This window comes from Methylomicrobium lacus (assembly GCF_041897535.1).
Lineage (GTDB): Bacteria > Pseudomonadota > Gammaproteobacteria > Methylococcales > Methylomonadaceae > Methylomicrobium > Methylomicrobium lacus_A.
This window is the reverse complement of sequence record NZ_CP169217.1, coordinates 2,915,281-2,930,293: the sequence shown is the minus strand read 5'-3', so window position 1 is coordinate 2,930,293 and position 15,013 is coordinate 2,915,281. Positions and strand designations below refer to the sequence as shown.

General features: G+C 59.2%; 15 protein-coding genes. 5 read left to right on the top strand and 10 right to left on the bottom strand.

The genetic code is table 11. The features are described from left to right. Nucleotides 1-4 precede the first annotated feature (4 nt). From ACEPPP_RS12930 to ACEPPP_RS12915, 4 genes are all read right to left on the bottom strand, one after another. The gene (locus tag ACEPPP_RS12930; protein WP_374087310.1) at nucleotides 5-970 is read right to left on the bottom strand and encodes an ABC transporter substrate-binding protein; all 966 of its coding nucleotides are present in this window, start codon (nucleotides 968-970) and stop codon (nucleotides 5-7) included. An 89-nt stretch (nucleotides 971-1,059) separates the two neighbouring features. Next, nucleotides 1,060-1,470, bottom strand: a complete 411-nt coding sequence (locus tag ACEPPP_RS12925) for an ExbD/TolR family protein (RefSeq protein ID WP_374087308.1) — start codon at nucleotides 1,468-1,470, stop codon at nucleotides 1,060-1,062. Between the two features lies 1 nt (nucleotide 1,471). After that, nucleotides 1,472-2,137, bottom strand: coding sequence for a MotA/TolQ/ExbB proton channel family protein (locus ACEPPP_RS12920; RefSeq protein ID WP_374087307.1), 666 nt, complete (start codon nucleotides 2,135-2,137; stop codon nucleotides 1,472-1,474). Between the two features lie 16 nt (nucleotides 2,138-2,153). Continuing rightward, on the bottom strand, nucleotides 2,154-2,909 hold the full coding sequence (locus ACEPPP_RS12915; RefSeq protein ID WP_374087305.1) for an energy transducer TonB: 756 nt from the start codon (nucleotides 2,907-2,909) through the stop codon (nucleotides 2,154-2,156). A 202-nt stretch (nucleotides 2,910-3,111) separates the two neighbouring features. On the opposite strand from ACEPPP_RS12915, the gene ACEPPP_RS12910 reads away from it, so the two are divergent. After that, nucleotides 3,112-4,962, top strand: a complete 1,851-nt coding sequence (locus tag ACEPPP_RS12910) for a hypothetical protein (RefSeq protein WP_374087304.1) — start codon at nucleotides 3,112-3,114, stop codon at nucleotides 4,960-4,962. A gap of 53 nt (nucleotides 4,963-5,015) precedes the next feature. Here the strand turns inward: ACEPPP_RS12910 and ACEPPP_RS12905 are convergent, their stop codons facing one another. Next, complete coding sequence (locus tag ACEPPP_RS12905) at nucleotides 5,016-5,561, bottom strand: TIGR02281 family clan AA aspartic protease (protein WP_374087303.1); 546 nt, start codon at nucleotides 5,559-5,561, stop codon at nucleotides 5,016-5,018. A 256-nt stretch (nucleotides 5,562-5,817) separates the two neighbouring features. Between ACEPPP_RS12905 and ACEPPP_RS12900 the strand changes: the two genes are divergently transcribed. After that, nucleotides 5,818-6,789, top strand: a complete 972-nt coding sequence (locus ACEPPP_RS12900; RefSeq protein ID WP_374087301.1) for a hypothetical protein — start codon at nucleotides 5,818-5,820, stop codon at nucleotides 6,787-6,789. Nucleotides 6,790-6,898: 109 nt separating this feature from the next. On the opposite strand, the gene ACEPPP_RS12895 is transcribed toward ACEPPP_RS12900, so the two are convergent. Further along, nucleotides 6,899-7,840 (bottom strand): hypothetical protein, encoded by a 942-nt coding sequence (locus tag ACEPPP_RS12895; RefSeq protein WP_374087299.1) that lies wholly within the window; start codon nucleotides 7,838-7,840, stop codon nucleotides 6,899-6,901. 133 nt (nucleotides 7,841-7,973) lie between these two features. Here ACEPPP_RS12895 and ACEPPP_RS12890 point away from each other — a divergent pair, with 133 nt between their 5' ends. After that, a complete protein-coding gene (locus tag ACEPPP_RS12890) occupies nucleotides 7,974-8,318 on the top strand; it encodes a DUF5329 family protein (RefSeq protein ID WP_374087291.1) in 345 nt (114 codons plus the stop codon). 21 nt (nucleotides 8,319-8,339) lie between these two features. Here ACEPPP_RS12890 and ACEPPP_RS12885 read toward each other — a convergent pair whose 3' ends face one another. The 4 genes from ACEPPP_RS12885 to ACEPPP_RS12870 all read right to left on the bottom strand — a co-directional run bounded on the left by ACEPPP_RS12885 (nucleotide 8,340) and on the right by ACEPPP_RS12870 (nucleotide 11,747). Continuing rightward, the gene (locus ACEPPP_RS12885) at nucleotides 8,340-8,660 is read right to left on the bottom strand and encodes an NGG1p interacting factor NIF3 (RefSeq protein WP_374087289.1); all 321 of its coding nucleotides are present in this window, start codon (nucleotides 8,658-8,660) and stop codon (nucleotides 8,340-8,342) included. A 159-nt stretch (nucleotides 8,661-8,819) separates the two neighbouring features. Further along, nucleotides 8,820-10,682: an Hsp70 family protein gene (locus ACEPPP_RS12880; protein ID WP_374087288.1), complete on the bottom strand. Its 1,863-nt coding sequence runs from the start codon at nucleotides 10,680-10,682 to the stop codon at nucleotides 8,820-8,822. Next, a complete protein-coding gene (locus tag ACEPPP_RS12875; protein ID WP_374087286.1) occupies nucleotides 10,679-11,353 on the bottom strand; it encodes a DUF2760 domain-containing protein in 675 nt (224 codons plus the stop codon). The genes ACEPPP_RS12880 and ACEPPP_RS12875 overlap by 4 nt, the downstream gene beginning before the upstream one ends. A 10-nt stretch (nucleotides 11,354-11,363) precedes the next feature. Continuing rightward, nucleotides 11,364-11,747, bottom strand: a complete 384-nt coding sequence (locus tag ACEPPP_RS12870; protein WP_374087285.1) for a hypothetical protein — start codon at nucleotides 11,745-11,747, stop codon at nucleotides 11,364-11,366. Nucleotides 11,748-11,922: 175 nt separating this feature from the next. On the opposite strand from ACEPPP_RS12870, the gene ACEPPP_RS12865 reads away from it, so the two are divergent. Both ACEPPP_RS12865 and ACEPPP_RS12860 read left to right on the top strand, forming a co-directional pair. Beyond that, on the top strand, nucleotides 11,923-12,762 hold the full coding sequence (locus ACEPPP_RS12865) for a spermine synthase (RefSeq protein ID WP_374087283.1): 840 nt from the start codon (nucleotides 11,923-11,925) through the stop codon (nucleotides 12,760-12,762). Beyond that, the gene (locus tag ACEPPP_RS12860; protein WP_374087281.1) at nucleotides 12,759-14,927 is read left to right on the top strand and encodes a YgiQ family radical SAM protein; all 2,169 of its coding nucleotides are present in this window, start codon (nucleotides 12,759-12,761) and stop codon (nucleotides 14,925-14,927) included. Before ACEPPP_RS12865 ends, ACEPPP_RS12860 begins: the two co-directional genes overlap by 4 nt. The last annotated feature ends 86 nt before the right edge of the window (nucleotides 14,928-15,013 follow it).

Below are 15,013 nucleotides of genomic sequence, written 5' to 3'. Positions count from 1 at the left end.
GGGATCAGTCGAGGGTCCAGAAGGTGCCGGGCTGGACCGATTCGGCAGCGCCGGTCAGCTGTTTGCCGCTCAACTCGCGGAGCAGCAGGTAGATGCGCTCGGCGGCCTGCCGTTCGGCTGCGCCGCCCGGCTGGACGATGCCGTCGCAATAGCGCTGCCTGAGCTTATCCTGGCTGGCTTGATCGTTGGTCTTCAGCAGCGGAATCACGCTGCGCCAGGCTTCATCCTGGCTGCAAAGCTGCTTTTTCGCCGTTTCGGTGGCCTTCAAAAACGCGTTGAGCGCCGGTTTATGCGCCGAAGCCCAGCTCTGCTTGAACACATAACCGAGGTTCGCGACCGGCTCGTCGATGCCGAGTCCTTGCAGGATGCCCTTGCCGTCGATGATCTGCCGGTAGCCCTGGGCCTCCAGGCGCGCCGCAAAATGCCAGTAATTCAGCGCGGCATCGATGCGTCCGAGTTTCAATTGTTCGTCGATCAAGGGCGGCGCGCCGAACACCTTTTCGACGTTCGCCTCCATATCGAACCCTTGTTTTTTCGCGAGCGCCTTCAAGAGCAGCCAGTTTTTGTCGAACTCGCCGCCCGCGATGCCGAGACGCTTGCCCTTCAGGTCGGCCAGCGCTTTGATCGGGCTGTCGCCGGCGACGACCAGCGCGCCGGAGGTGGTCGAATACGGATAAAAGGTGAAATCGGCACCCGTGGACCGCATCCTGGACACCCAGATCCAATCCGAGATGATCAGATCGACCGCGCCGGATTGCAGCGCGATCTTGCCGGCCTCGGCGTTCGCGAGCGGCTGCGTCTCTATCGTGAAGGGGCGTTTGGCCTTTTCGGGGTCCTGTTCCAACACCGACAGCTCCCAGCCGGAGGTGCCGGTGGCTTGCATGCCGATACGGATCGGGGTTTTGTCTTCCGCAAAACTGGCAGAGGCGGCAGACAGAAGCAGGCAGAACAGGGTGTTTTTGAGTTTCATAATCACATTTATCCGTGCGAGAGTCAGATTATATGCTATTCATGCCGGGCCTGCGCAAGCCATGCGGGCCGGCGCCGGGTCGGGCCTCATTACTGCTCGACCGTCACAAAGCCCATCTTCGAAATGCCCGCGTGTTGCACCGCGGCCATGATTTCGGCGACCTTGCCGTAGTTGACCGCCTGGTCCGCGTACAGGTGCACCGCAATTTCGGGGTCTCGGGCCAGCTCGGTCTTCAAGGCCGCTTCGAGCGCCGAGGTATCGGCGAGCGGTTTTTTGTTCAGGGTGATCGCGCCTTTTGCATCGATGCCCAGCTGCAACGGCTGATCTTTCACGTCGGCCGTGGTCTGCGCGGTTTTCGGCAGGTTCACCTTGACCGACTGGGTCAACAGGGGCGCGGTGACCAGCAGAATGATCACCAGCACCAGCATCACATCGACCAGCGGCGTGACGTTGATTTCGCTGACCGCGTCCTGGTCGTCCGATTGTGCTTTAAAGGCCATGTTATTTCCTCGCGTGCGCGTCCGAATTGAACGCGATATGCAGAAAGCCGTCGGCGAAATTTTCGAGGCCGACCCGGTGCTGCTTCGCGCGCTTCACGAAATAGTTGTAGGCAAGCACCGCCGGCACCGCGACCGCGATGCCGATCGCGGTCGCGATCAGCGCATCGCCGATAGGCCCTGCGACCACGTCGAGGCTCGCCGAGCCGCTCTTGCTGATGTCCTGCAAGGCGTTCATGATGCCGAGCACGGTGCCGAACAGGCCGACGAAGGGCGCGGTGCTGCCGATGCTGGCGAGCATGGTCAGGCCGTTTTCCATGGTTCGCAGTTCCTGTTGGGTCTGGATGCGCAGGGCCTGTTCCAGCAACGCTTCCGGCTCGCCGCGGTATTTCAGCGCCGCGCCGCCGGTTTGCTTCAGGTCGGCCAGCCAGGCGAAACCGCGCTGCGCGATGTTCGCTTTCGGGCCGCGCGCCAGGCTCGGCGGCAGAATTTCGGCCGCTTCCAGATTCGGCGCATCCCAGAAGGCCTCCAGGTAACGCGCGTTGTCGCGGCTGTTCCGACTGAACTGCCAGGCCTTGAACACGATGATCGTCCAGGTGATCACCGAAAAAAGCAGCAGAGTATACAGGGTTCCATCGATGATCAATGACGGTGGAATTTGCAGGGGCATTCACTTCTCCAGAGAGTTATTCGTTCAACAATTTGAATGGCATCGGCACGGTGACCGTGCTGGCGACCGGGGTGTCGCCGCGTTTGGCCGGAATGAAAGTCCAGTTCTTGACCGCCTCGACCGCGGCTTCGTCGAGAATTTCATGACCGCTGCTCTGTTGCACCTGAACGCTGGCGGCATGGCCGTCGGCCGTCACCTGGACGCGCAGCAGGACTTTGCCCTGCCAGCCGCGGCTTCTCGCGAGGCGTGGGTATTCGGGCTTCGGATTGGATTTGTAATTGGCCTTATAGTTCGCCTCGGTAAAGGTTTCGGTCTTCGGCTGAGGCGCCGAAGGTGTTACCGCGGGCCTTGGCGGCGCCGAAACCGGCGGCGCAGGACTAGTTTGCCGGGGTGCCGCCGCTTCGGGTTTTGCGGCCGGCGCGGGCTCTGGCGTTGGCGTAGGGGCGCGGACCGGCTTCGGGGCTACCTGCGTTTTCTTCGGCGTTACCGGCGCTTTTTTCGGCTTGACCGGCTTGGGCTGCGGTTTGGGCGGCACGACCGGCGGCGCGGACGGAACCGGCTTTGCCGGCTGCGGCGCCGGCGCGGCGAGCAGCGCCACATCCATCACCTGGGGTTTTGCAGGCGTTTCCGGCTCGTCAGGCCGATGCAGGTAAGCGATCAGCGCGGCATGCAGCAGCAAAATCACTAAAAACACACAGATCCATTGCCGCCGCGAGCTTTCTTCGCCGTGCTGCTTGCCCGGGGCGTTTTCCTCGGTTTTAAAAGCTTGCATTACCGTGATCAGACCGAAACAGAATAAGCCGGGTATTTTAATGGTCCCGGCGTGGATTTACCAATCGGCGGCGCTTTCGCTGCCAGCCGATGCCTGGCGGACCGCAAATCGGCGTTAACCACAAAAGCGAAAGATGATAAAATCCCGATGTTTACTCTCATTTCATTATCCGCCGTGCAAACGGCGCAGCCAAGATTACAGCATGTCTTTTCAACACCGATCAACCCGACATTTAACTTTGCTTGCCGCCGCCTTGCTGACGGCCTGCGCGGAAACCCGCCAGATTGCGATAGACCGGCCCGAAATGACCCCGCAGCCTTTTCAGCCACTGGCCGGTTTTCAGACGATCGATGGCGATGACTATTACATCCGCCTGGTTTCCGAATTCTCGGCTCAGGGCGACAATTTCCTGAAAGGCGGCTGTTCGGACCTTGCGCCTTATCAAAAAGGCGACTTGTCCGCCGCGTTGGTTTACCGGGTCCGCAACGACGTGGTCAAATTCCAGGGCGAAGCGTCCGGCTTTCTGTACCAGGCCACGACCGGCAAATGCAATTTCAGGTTCGATGCGAAAAAGCTGACTCTGACGCCGTGGCTGCGGCTCGACAACGGCCGGGAAACGCAGGTCGATTATGATTTCTATACCAATGCGAACAGCGATCTGGATGTGTCGAGTCTGGTCGGCGACGTGAATGCGGCCAGCGGCATCCTCGCTTTGACCGGCGCAGGGCTGGGCGTCGCTGTCATGGGACAGATGGCCGGACAGTGGATGCAGAGCAATCAACCAGCGGCCCCTGCCCAAAATCAGTCGTCCGCGAAGCAGAGTTCCGAATCGCATTCGCTGCCGGCGCTGGCCACCTACAGCGGCAAGACCGGCAAGCTGAACCAGACCGTCTTCAAGGTCTTTCAGATCGACGAAGGCGGCCTGAATCTACTCGGCGCCGAAACCAAACCCTTGGGCGAACTGAAGGTGTATCCCGAAATCGCGCCGACGCTGCTCTTGCGTACCGGCTCCGATGGCGTACCCGATGCCCATGACCTGTCTTTCGAGGAACTGAGCCGGTCGACGATCAAAGGGGCGGCAGGCGATATCAGCCTGGGTCAGTTGATCGCCCAGTCATCGCACCCCGACAAACCGAATTTAAAGCCGGACTGGAAAAATTACGCGGAGGTCGAAACGAACTGCCGGAAATTGAAACTGACCCTGAAGGCGCTCGGCTTCAACAAGTTCGACCGCGATGCGCTGTTGTATTATTTCCTCGGCAATAGCGGCGACTGGAAAAATTACAACATCGACCGGCGCCGGGCGACGGACAGCGACATGCGTCCGAAAACGATCGCCGCCTACCGCGACAAGAATTTCGGCAACTGCCTGGCGGAAGACGATTATGCGGTGATGAAGGCGATGGGGCTGGCGGTCAATACGCCCGCCGACTGGGATCAGCTCGGCGCCACCAGTCGGCAGCAGGAGCAATTGTTCTCGCCCCTGCAATCGATCGAGCGGCAGTTGCTGGCGGTGCTTAGAAACACGTCGGCCGCGGAGATGGAAAGGCAATTGTATCCGCTGCTGATGACCGCGGACAAAGCGAACGGCAAGGTCTTGCTGCAAAACCATCTGGGCGATTTCGGGCTGGAAAAGCTGCTGAATCCGCCGGCGGCTCCGGCGGCGCCTCTGCCTGGCGATACCGCCTTGCCTCCGGCGCCTGCGCCGGTTGTTCCTGTAACCCCTGCCCTTTCGCCGATTCCGGGAGAAGGCATTCAAGTCAGCGCGAAGCAACTGGCCGAGGTTTTTCTGGGCCTTAAATTCGGCGAGCTGAGCTGCGCGCGCCCTGCCCCCGGACAACAGGGCAAGGGCATCGGCATCCTGCTCTTCACCTCCCCGGCTGGCGGCCCGCGGATCAAAGGCGGCGCGCTCGAATTCGAATTCGCGGACGGCAAGATCAACCGTCTGGCCTTCCAATTGCCGACTTACCGCGATTTCGAGCAGGACATCGCCGACCGTCCCGAAGTCGGCGGCTGCCGGATCGACCCGGCATGGCTTGCGAAACTGCATTGAGCATAACGGCACATTAGCCGGATGCGAGGTCGCTGGTCGCCCGGCCCCTCCGGCTAATGCGCAGAAATGCGCAATTCGCCGTTTTCCTGCGCGATCTTGTAATGCTGGAGGACGTTCATCCCGAGCAGGGGCTGGCTCAGATTCGGCACGATCATGCTTTCCGCATCCTTGAGTACGAACTGGCCGAACTTGAGTTCCGGAATCACCGCGGTGCAGGCTTCGGTGATGCCGTTCGCGGTATCCATCAGCGCCTTGTCCTTGCAGCTGATGCCGGCCGCCGACGCGATCACGTTGGGCAGCGAAACGATCGAAGCGCCGGTGTCGATCACAAAAACGAGCGGCTTGCCGTTGACGGCGCCGTCGACAAAATAGTGTCCGCTGCTGTTCTGTTTCAGCGCCAGCGGCATGGCTTCGGCGGATGGGGCTTTGAAGGCCGGAGTCCAGGACAAGAGCGTTTCGACGTTGGCCGCGCAGGGTGTCTTTTGATAAAGCAGCCGGCCTTCCGAATTTTTGCATTTGTAGATCTGATCGCCTAACGTTGGCGCGCACGACGCGGCCAACAGCGCGGCGACGGTCAACCGAACGGCTGATTTGCGCATAGCTTCGCTTCCCCGGATCAAATTTATTTGGGTCCCTGCTTCGGCAGGGTATACAGAATTCACCGTACACTATAGTCGATCCGGCGAATCCTGCATCTGCGCGGCCGGCAAATCCGCGCCTCGTCGAATGTCGTCGACAGTTTCTGGCTGTCAGGCTTGGATCACGGCGGCACAAATGCTAGTCTATGTCACGGTTTTAAACCGCCCGTTTTTCCGGACGCCGCCTGGAAAATCAAACCTTTTTTTGGGAGAGAACATGAAGCTAAAAGTATTGTTTGCAAGCATCGGCTTGACGCTCATTACCGGCTGCACCGCAACGGTAGATAAAAAATCCGTGCAGGCCACCTCGGCGACTCCGGAGTCGATGCAGGTAGAGACCCTGCGTATTCCGTTTGATGCCGCGCAACCGATGTATGTCGTTACCGTCGAGCCCTTGCAGGTCGGCACGGGCGGCTCCGCCGGCGGGCCGCCGCCGAGCAGCGGCCAATCCAAGGGCAATTATTACGGCTGGGGACCTTTCGGCTGGATCGGCCCGCACGGAGACAGCCCGGCGCCCACCGCCTATGAAGCGCCTATGCAAGGCATGAGCGATAAGGTCGGCAAAGGCATTGCCGCGCAGCTTCTCAGCACGCTCGGCAACTCGGGGAATATCGTCGTGATCGATTACGATCATTACTTGAAGCATGCCGATGATCCGGCGAGTTTGCTGCGCCCCGGCGAAGTCGGGCCTTTCGTGATCAAGGGCACCGTCACCGAATTTAGCGAGGTTGCGGAAGCCAATAACGAGCGCCAGGGCGGATCGCTGGGCTGGGCCGGAACGGTATTGGGCGTCGCCGGTGCGATTTCAGGAACGCCGGCCGCAGGCATCGCCGGCGCAGCGGTCTCTGCCGCCAATCCGACCTGGGAAAATACCAAGGCCCGCCGTACCGGTGCCGTCGGCCTGGATCTGCAAGTCGTAGAACCCAATAGCGGACGCATGGTCAGTACCATCGTGTCGCATGGCAGCTTCACCGCAGAATCGGCCAGCAGCGGGGTATCGGTATTCGGTATCGGCGGCGGCGAAAGCGCTTTTGCCGCCAGCGCTTTGGGACAGGCAACCCGTTCCGCGATGAACGATACGGTCAAGCAGCTGGCGGATCAATTGCGCATCAAAGGCCGTGCCTTCGAACCGGCCAAGGCGCCCGTCGCTAAAAAATCGGTCAGCAAAAAAAGCCGGAAAAAACACTAAGGATTTCGTTAGCGTTGTTTCCGCGTCGCCCGAGAACCGCATCGATCGCGCGTCCTGGGGCAATCCATAAAGCGGCCCATGCGGCCCGGATGGGGAGCCTCTAGCTCTCCTATCCGTCAGTCAACTGTGTGCACTTTTGCTTCGCCGCTGCCGGCGCATAGAGAAAATCCTGATACGGCGCATTGTCTTTTTCGGCCAGGCCGAGTTTTTGGCGCTCGGCGTACCAGCGTCTTTGAAAATACTCCGCAAACAGATCGGGCATGTTCCAGTTGGCCGATTCGAAAGAATACTCCGTGCGGGTCTTGATGTCGGCCTGCCAGTGCAGGTAAGGCATCCTGCCGACCGGTTCGGAGAGATAGAAGCTGTTGTAGATTTCCATCATTTTCGGCGCGTTGCGCAGGATGATGAACAACGGGATGCTCGGCAGCGAGTCGTAGACGAAAACGCCGAGCGAGCCTTCGCTGCGGTTGTCGATGCGCCCTGCGATGTCTTCGAGCGCGGACAGGAACAGGCGGTTGTTTTGGCGAAACTCCTCGGCCTCGTAGCCGATGATTTCGCTGGCGCACATCTCGGAGATCGGACAATCCTTTAAAATCAGCATCCTGACGTGCACGCCCTTGCGGATCGCATGTTCCAGTTCCCGGCAGTGATGTTTGTAGCGCGGATCGAAGGTAATCAGCCAATACACATAATCGCCGTGATAAAGCCCGTGCATCAGCTCGGAAAAATCCAGTTCCTTGTTGGTGATGCCGACAAAGCCGCGTTTGGTGGCGTTGATCACGGTGCCGTCGATATATTTGGTCAGCACGTTCTGAAACATCTTCTCGGTTTCCCGGCGTTCTTCGGTCGCGATGATCCAGTGATGAAAAAAACCGACCGAAATCACGACCGAGGTGAACAAGCCGAATTCGGAGATCAATTTCAGCAGCCAGACATATTCTTTGCCGGAAAGATCGGTGGCCAGCACGCCGAAGATCTTGTGGACCACGAATCCGCCAAAAATCAAAACCAGCGCGAACAGCCATTTCAAGATGGTAATATTCGATGACATGGCCTTTCCCCTTTGCTTTTCGGGGCGGAAATTATTGATAATGAAACTCTCTGTTATGGGGTACGCGACATTTTTTAACAGCTTTTTGACCCTGTAGCACATCATTAAATTCATTCTTTAAACCGCCATGAACATGACCTGCAAACACTTCATTTTCTTATTATCGATAGGCTTCACGGCAACGGCGCAGGCACTAACAGCCGATGCGGAAATAGATCACCTATTAAAGTTTGTCGAAGGGACCCAGTGCCGTTACGAGCGCAACGGCGAGATGCATAGCGGCAAGGAGGCAGCCGAACATATCCAAAAGAAATACGCTCATTTCAAGGACGAGATTGCGACGGCGGAGGATTTCATCGCGCTGAGCGCGACGAAGAGCGAGCTGAGCGGAAAAAAATACCGGGTGTATTGCGGGGATAAAAAAGCCCAGGACAGCGATCGGTGGTTGCTGGAAGAGTTGAAGCGGTACCGGCAATAAGATGCGCCGGAATCGACGTTTTTACAGGTCCGCGGCGGTCAGGATTTTGTAAAAATGATAGGCGGGTTCTTCGTAGGGATGGACGGCCAGCAGGGTCTGGACGACGGCTTGGATCGCTTCGTCCCGGCAGATCATCTCGACCTTGTACTCGTCCAGCCTTTCCAGTCTATCGGTTTCTCCGACATGCGGCCGGCTGCCTGCCAGCGGCCGAAACTGTCCTTCTCCCCTCACCTGCCAGCAGCAGCGGTCGTAGGCCTCGTAGTGGCCGGCGCCCTGCGCAAACAGGGCAGCCTTGACCGCTTCCAGATGCGATTCGGGGACGTAGAAACAGAGTTGGTACATGGGTCGTAGGGTGTGCAGCGCACACCATAATAAAAATTTCAGTTAAGTCGAACATCCGTCAGGAGGGGATATTTGAAATCCCCTCCTGAACGTATCAAGACGGTTTCGATAAAACGTGCGGACGGGTTGGCAAAACCCGTCCGGCCGTGGATTTCGGGATTAATTTTCTCCCGCTCTGACATCAAACTCGATCTTCCAGCGCTGGCCGCCCTTTTGCGAAACCGCCTGCAATTCGAGCGTGCCGACTTCGGTGACCGCCGAGGCGAGATGCACCGGCACCACTTCGCCGGGACGGCGGTTTTCCGGAGGCAAGGTCACTTCGATCTCGTCGAGTTCGGTCAGCTCTTCGTCCGACCAATAAGCCAAGCGCTCGCCGACCTGGTCGTCGCGGCGCGAGTTCGAGGCAAAGAAACGGAAACGCACCGGTTCGCCGACCACGAGCCCGAATTCCTCGTCCGGCAACTCTTCCTGGGTGCCTTCTTCCATCCCGAACGGCGCGATGCACAAGGCTTGCAGTTCCGGCGGCAGACCTGGCACCGCGGGCATCGCGCTTTCGACGCCGACGTAATACGAGGCCGCGGTGCCGCCCTTGATGCGCACGCCTTTGCCCTTGCGGACCACGCCGTAGTAAGACGCGCCGCGCGCGACCGCGAGATCGAGATCGGCGCCGGGCAAGAGTCTCGCCTCGGGCGCGCCTTCGGCTGTGAGCCAGGAGTTCAATACCTCGGTCAAGCGCTCGGCCAAGGGCTCTGCCTTCAGCACGCCGCCGTTGAACAGGATCGCGGTCGGGTGCAGGAAGGTCGCCTGTGCGGGCAGATTCACGTCTTTCAGGTCGTTGGCCGCGCTTTGCTGCTTGGCCAGGAAGGCGGCCAGATGGCGCGTGATCGCGGCATCCTGCGCATACGGCAAGCCGACGGTTCTAAGGCCGGTACGCGGTCTGACGACAGGCCGGTCGATCGCGCTGACCTTCGGCATGAAGCCTTCGACCAGCACCTGGTTGATCTCCTCTCGCGTCAGTTCGGTGCGCAGGGTGCCGCCGATCAGGGAGGAGCCGCGGTTCGCGACCACGATCGGCATCTGCTCGATAGACGCATCGTTGAAGATCTTTTCCTTCGCATCGCGGCAGCTGTGCGTCAACGACTGCACCTGCCACGGTTCGAGCCGGCGGCCGTCCTTTTCGAGCTTGGCCTTGACCGTATAGGCGAGCGCGAGGTCCATGTTGTCGCCGCCGAGCAGGATATGGTCGCCGACCGCGACGCGGGTCAGTTCGAGATTGCCGTCATTGTCGGTCACCGCGATCAGCGACAGGTCGGTGGTGCCGCCGCCGATGTCGACGACCAGGATGATGTCGCCGCATTGCGCATAATTACGCCAGTCGCCGTGGCTCTGCTCGATCCAGCTGTACAGCGCGGCCTGCGGTTCCTCCAACAGGATCGCCTGGCCCAGGCCTACCGCGCGAGCGGCCTCGACGGTCAGTTCTCTGGCGGCCGGGTCGAACGACGCCGGCACCGTGATCACCAGGTCCTGGTCTTCGAGCGGTGCATCCGGATGCAGATTGCGCCAGGCATCGTGCATGTGCTGCAAATACGCGGTGGTCGCCGCGAAAGGCGAGACGCGCTCGACTTCCTCCGGCGCATCGCTCGGCAGGATCGGCGATTTGCAGTCGACGCCGGCATGGCAGAGCCAGCTCTTCGCGCTCGCGACCAGGCGAATCGGCGTCTTGCTGCCGAGCGCGCGGGCGATTTCGCCGACCAGATAGTCCGGTTTTTGCGACCAAGGCAGGGCGGTCGAGCCTTCGGCCAGTTCCGCTTCATGCGCCTGATATAAAAACGATGGCAATTGCGGCTTGTCTTCGACCGCGCCGGGCGAGGTCAGCTGCGGAATCGCCAGCACTTCGGGCGAAAAGTCGTCGTGTTCGACCTGGCTCAGATCGGCATAGGACAGCACGCAATGGGTCGTGCCGAGGTCGATGCCGACCGAATAGCGCGGTCCGGACGCGGCCGCTTGAATGTCTTCGCTCATAATTCCACCTCTGCCGGAGCGACGATCGCCGCGTTATAGCCTTGCGTCAGTTTCGGCAGCCGGATTTGCGTGACCTGCCAGCCTTTATGCACCAGCGTGCCGGTAAACGGCGCTTCGCCGGTCACCTTGCCGGTCAGCCGCACGCTTGCCGCGTCGAAGCCTTTTGGCAGTGTGACCTTGCCGCCTTCCTGTTCGCTGCGCACGGTGGCCAGGGTAAAGTGCTCGTTGATCACCTTGTTGCAGCCTTCGTGCACGACGCGCGCGGCGACGCCGATATCCGCATCGCTGAAGGCGGACAGGTCTTCCTTGATGAAGTCGATGAAACGCGCCTGCTGCTGCAGAAGTCCGAGCAATTGCAGCGCCGCATCCGGGGTCGATTCTTTCAGAATCACCGGCTCCGGCGCGGGGCCGGGCACGATCTTTTCGACTTCGACGATTTTCTCGACGATCTTGACGACAGGCTCGGGAGCCGGCGCTGCGACAGGCGCAACGACAGGAGCCACTGCCGCAGCGGCATGCTTCTTCCGGCATCTGGACATGCCGATCAGCATCGACAATAGCACGCAGATCAGAATCAGCGCCAACACCGCGGCGGTGCCGGCCAGGCAAACGTGCCAGAGGTCAAAGGTGGTCGGTCGTAGGGACAAATCGATTGCATATTGCATATTCATGAATCACTCCTTATTTGGTTTGGCCGGCATCGCGCGCGGCGGCCGCAAACATCAGGTTTTGCAATACCGTACGGGTCGTCTGCATGCGCATCTGCTTCAGATGACGGCCAATGATCACCTCGGGCACTTTTTCGGCCGCATAGACGCCCCGCATCTTCGCCAGCACCGGCTCGCATTGCTTAATGATCTGCTCGGTGCCGGTGCGCACATCGGCCGACTGATAAGTGGTTTTGCGCATTTCGGCATCCACGCATTTTTTATATTCGAATTGGGATTCCTGGATTTTCTTGATCGTGGCTTCCGACAAGGAGGTATTGTGCCATTCGTTTTTCGGGTCGTTCGCGAAAACGGCGAATGAGGACGACAATAAAACAAGGAAAAGAAACTGTTTCATGATGATTCTCGGGATGATTAAAGGGAAAATAAGCCATCGATTTGACCGGCTATGCAGGAGCGGACGATTCCAAACCGATATTAGGGCAATGCGCGTTTTTTCAAGCCGCACAGCGCCTCGTATTTTGCCGATGAAAACAATAAATTCAATAGGTTAAAAAGCATCTTGAGGTATAATGGCAGACAGTATATTGGAAACTTGCGACAAAGGCATGTACAAAGTCAAGGGCCGGCTGATTTATCAAAGCCACGATGACGACGGCGTCATCGAAGTGGTCGAACAAAACGGCGTCAGGTCGCTACACTTCGGTTCCTCCGCAAGGCAAAGCTGCCTGCGCGTCGACGATCCGGAAAATCTGGAACTGACCTATCTGCGCGCGATGAATAGCTGGATGCTGTTTAAAGATGCTCCGGAACAGGGTTTACTTCTCGGTTTGGGCGGCGGTTCGCTCGCCCGGCACCTATTATATCATTATCCGGATTGCCGGTTAGTCGCGGTCGAATACCGCAAAGACGTGGTCAGGGTTGCGCGCAGCCATTTCGGCCTGCCACTGGATAAGCGCCTGAAGGTGATTCTGGATGACGGCGGCGAATACGTGCGCCGCCGGGTTGAAACTTTGGCCGGCTATTTCAGTCTGTTGTTCGTCGATATTTTCGATCATGACGGCATGTCGCCGTCGCTATCGAACATCGCGTTTTTCGATGCCTGCCGCGCCTTGTTGAAGGATGACGGCATGCTGGTCGTGAATCTGTGGAGCACCGACAAGGAGCTTTTCGCGACCTATCGCGACTGGCTGAATGAAGCTTTTCAGGACCGTGTGCTGTTTTTGCCGGTTAAAACCTATGACAATGTGATCGGCCTGGCCTTCAACAAAGGCGCGCCGCTGTATTCGCTGAAAGATCTGCGCAGCCGGGCGGAAGCGCTCGAGTCAGTTTACCGTATCGAATTTTCGAGCTTTCTTAAAACGCTCACCAAAACCAATTCCAGCGTTATCAACCGAGTAATCACCAAATGACCCATCCTGCTTTTTCCTTCGAGCCGTATTTGTTCGGTTACCGTAAATTCTGGGCGCAACGTTTCGGCGTGGCCCCCGAGCTGCCGATGACCCGGCAGGAAATGGAGGCATTGGGCTGGGACAGCTGCGACATCATCCTGGTGACCGGCGATGCCTATGTCGATCATCCGAGCTTCGGCATGGCGCTGATCGGCCGCCTGCTCGAAGCGCAGGGTTTCCGGGTCGGCATCCTCTCGCAGCCGGACTGGACTTCGGTTGAGGATTTCCGGAAGCTCGGGCGCCCGAACCTGTTTTTCGGGGTGACCGGCGGCAACATGGATTCGATGGTGAACCGCTACACCTCCGACAAAAAAATCCGCTCGAACGACGCCTACACCGCCGACGGCGCGGCCGGCAAGCGCCCCGACCGCGCGGTTAACGTGTATTCGCACCGCTGCCGCGAGGCCTATAAAGACGTGCCGATCATCATCGGCGGTATCGAGGCGAGCCTGCGCCGCATCGCGCATTACGACTACTGGTCCGATACGGTCAAGAAGTCGGTGCTGCTCGACTCGAAGGCCGATCTCCTGGTTTACGGCAACGGCGAACGGCAGATCGTCGAAATCGCGCACCGGCTCGCGCAGGGCGAGGCGATTTCCGACCTGACCGGCATTCGCGGCACCGCGCATTTCGTGAAGGAGATTCCGCCGGGCTATGCGGTCAAGGATTCGACCGAAGTCGACAAACCGGGAACGCTGATGCCGCCGCAAAACCCGTATCAGGAACAACCGGCCTGCGAGATGAAGGCGCCGGAGGCCGCGCCGGGCGAAAACGTGATCCGTTTCGACAAGACCCTGCTTAGAAACCAGCGCGCGAACACCGTAATCCGTCTGCCCGCCTATGAAGCGGTCAAGGACGATCCGATCCTGTACGCGCATGCCTCACGGGTCATGCACGGCGAGACCAATCCGGGCAATGCGCGCCCGTTGATCCAGCAGCACGGCCCGCGCCAGGTCTGGATCAATCCGCCGCCGATTCCGTTGACCACGAAGGAAATGGACGGCGTCTTCGACCTGCCGTATTCGCGCCTGCCGCACAAGACTTACGGCAAGGCCAACATTCCCGCGTTCGAAATGATCCAGCATTCGGTCAACATCATGCGCGGCTGTTTCGGCGGCTGCACGTTCTGTTCGATCACCGAACACGAAGGCCGCATCATCCAGAGCCGTTCGGAAGACTCGATCATCCGCGAAATCGAAGCGATCCGCGATACTTCGCCGGCCTTTACCGGCCACATCTCGGACCTGGGCGGCCCGACCGCGAACATGTACCGGCTCGCCTGCAAGGACCCGGAGATCGAAGTCGCCTGCCGGAAGCCCTCCTGCGTATTCCCCGGCATCTGCCCGAACCTGAACACCGACCACACGCCGCTGATCAAGCTCTACCGGCGGGCGCGCGCGCTTCCCGGCATCAAGAAGATCTTCATCGCCTCGGGCCTGCGCTACGATCTCGCGGTCACATCGCCCGAATATGTGAAGGAACTGGTTACCCACCATGTCGGCGGCTATCTGAAAATCGCCCCCGAACACACCGAGCAGGGCCCCTTGTCGAAGATGATGAAGCCCGGCATCGGCACCTACGACCGCTTCAAGCAGATGTTCGACAAATACTCGAAGGAAGCCGGCAAGGAGCAATACCTGATCCCGTATTTCATCGCCGCGCACCCCGGCACGACCGATGCAGACATGCTGAACCTGGCTCTGTGGCTGAAGCGCAACGGTTTTAGAGCCGACCAGGTGCAGGCCTTCCTGCCGTCGCCGATGGCGATCGCATCCGCGATGTACCATTCCGGCCTGGATACGCTGCACAAGGTCAGCCGCAGCGCCGAAAAGATATTTATCCCCAAAAGCGTCAAACAGCGCCGCCTGCACAAAGCCTTCCTGCGTTATCACGATCCGAACAACTGGCCGCTGCTCCGCGAAGCCTTGAAGGAAATGGGCCGCAGCGATCTGATCGGCAACGGCAAACACCATCTGATCCCGACCTTCCAGCCTAAAGGCACCGGCATCGCTACCGAAAAGCTGCAACACTTCCGAACCAAACACACCGGGCAGGAAGCGGGACTGGTTGGAAAAAAACGGGAGCGCACGGGCGGCAATCCGCGCGCGGCCAAAAGGCCGAGATGATTCGCTGTCCGTAAGAATATAATTTTGATTGCTTTACCCCGTTGAGGGAGCTTGACGAGTCAATCCCGAGCTAAAAAGTTCAAAAA

Excerpts from the sequence above, each read along its gene's own strand:
- ACEPPP_RS12865 (WP_374087283.1), top strand. The coding sequence starts at position 11,923 with ATGGCAGACAGTATATTGGAAACTTGCGACAAAGGCATGTACAAAGTC.
- ACEPPP_RS12885 (WP_374087289.1), bottom strand. The coding sequence starts at position 8,660 with ATGTACCAACTCTGTTTCTACGTCCCCGAATCGCATCTGGAAGCGGTC.
- ACEPPP_RS12895 (WP_374087299.1), bottom strand. The coding sequence starts at position 7,840 with ATGTCATCGAATATTACCATCTTGAAATGGCTGTTCGCGCTGGTTTTG.
- ACEPPP_RS12880 (WP_374087288.1), bottom strand. The coding sequence starts at position 10,682 with ATGAGCGAAGACATTCAAGCGGCCGCGTCCGGACCGCGCTATTCGGTC.
- ACEPPP_RS12910 (WP_374087304.1), top strand. The coding sequence starts at position 3,112 with ATGTCTTTTCAACACCGATCAACCCGACATTTAACTTTGCTTGCCGCC.
- ACEPPP_RS12915 (WP_374087305.1), bottom strand. The coding sequence starts at position 2,909 with ATGCAAGCTTTTAAAACCGAGGAAAACGCCCCGGGCAAGCAGCACGGC.
- ACEPPP_RS12920 (WP_374087307.1), bottom strand. The coding sequence starts at position 2,137 with ATGCCCCTGCAAATTCCACCGTCATTGATCATCGATGGAACCCTGTAT.
- ACEPPP_RS12875 (WP_374087286.1), bottom strand. The coding sequence starts at position 11,353 with ATGAATATGCAATATGCAATCGATTTGTCCCTACGACCGACCACCTTT.
- ACEPPP_RS12890 (WP_374087291.1), top strand. The coding sequence starts at position 7,974 with ATGACCTGCAAACACTTCATTTTCTTATTATCGATAGGCTTCACGGCA.
- ACEPPP_RS12870 (WP_374087285.1), bottom strand. The coding sequence starts at position 11,747 with ATGAAACAGTTTCTTTTCCTTGTTTTATTGTCGTCCTCATTCGCCGTT.
- ACEPPP_RS12905 (WP_374087303.1), bottom strand. The coding sequence starts at position 5,561 with ATGCGCAAATCAGCCGTTCGGTTGACCGTCGCCGCGCTGTTGGCCGCG.
- ACEPPP_RS12925 (WP_374087308.1), bottom strand. The coding sequence starts at position 1,470 with ATGGCCTTTAAAGCACAATCGGACGACCAGGACGCGGTCAGCGAAATC.
- ACEPPP_RS12900 (WP_374087301.1), top strand. The coding sequence starts at position 5,818 with ATGAAGCTAAAAGTATTGTTTGCAAGCATCGGCTTGACGCTCATTACC.
- ACEPPP_RS12860 (WP_374087281.1), top strand. The coding sequence starts at position 12,759 with ATGACCCATCCTGCTTTTTCCTTCGAGCCGTATTTGTTCGGTTACCGT.
- ACEPPP_RS12930 (WP_374087310.1), bottom strand. The coding sequence starts at position 970 with ATGAAACTCAAAAACACCCTGTTCTGCCTGCTTCTGTCTGCCGCCTCT.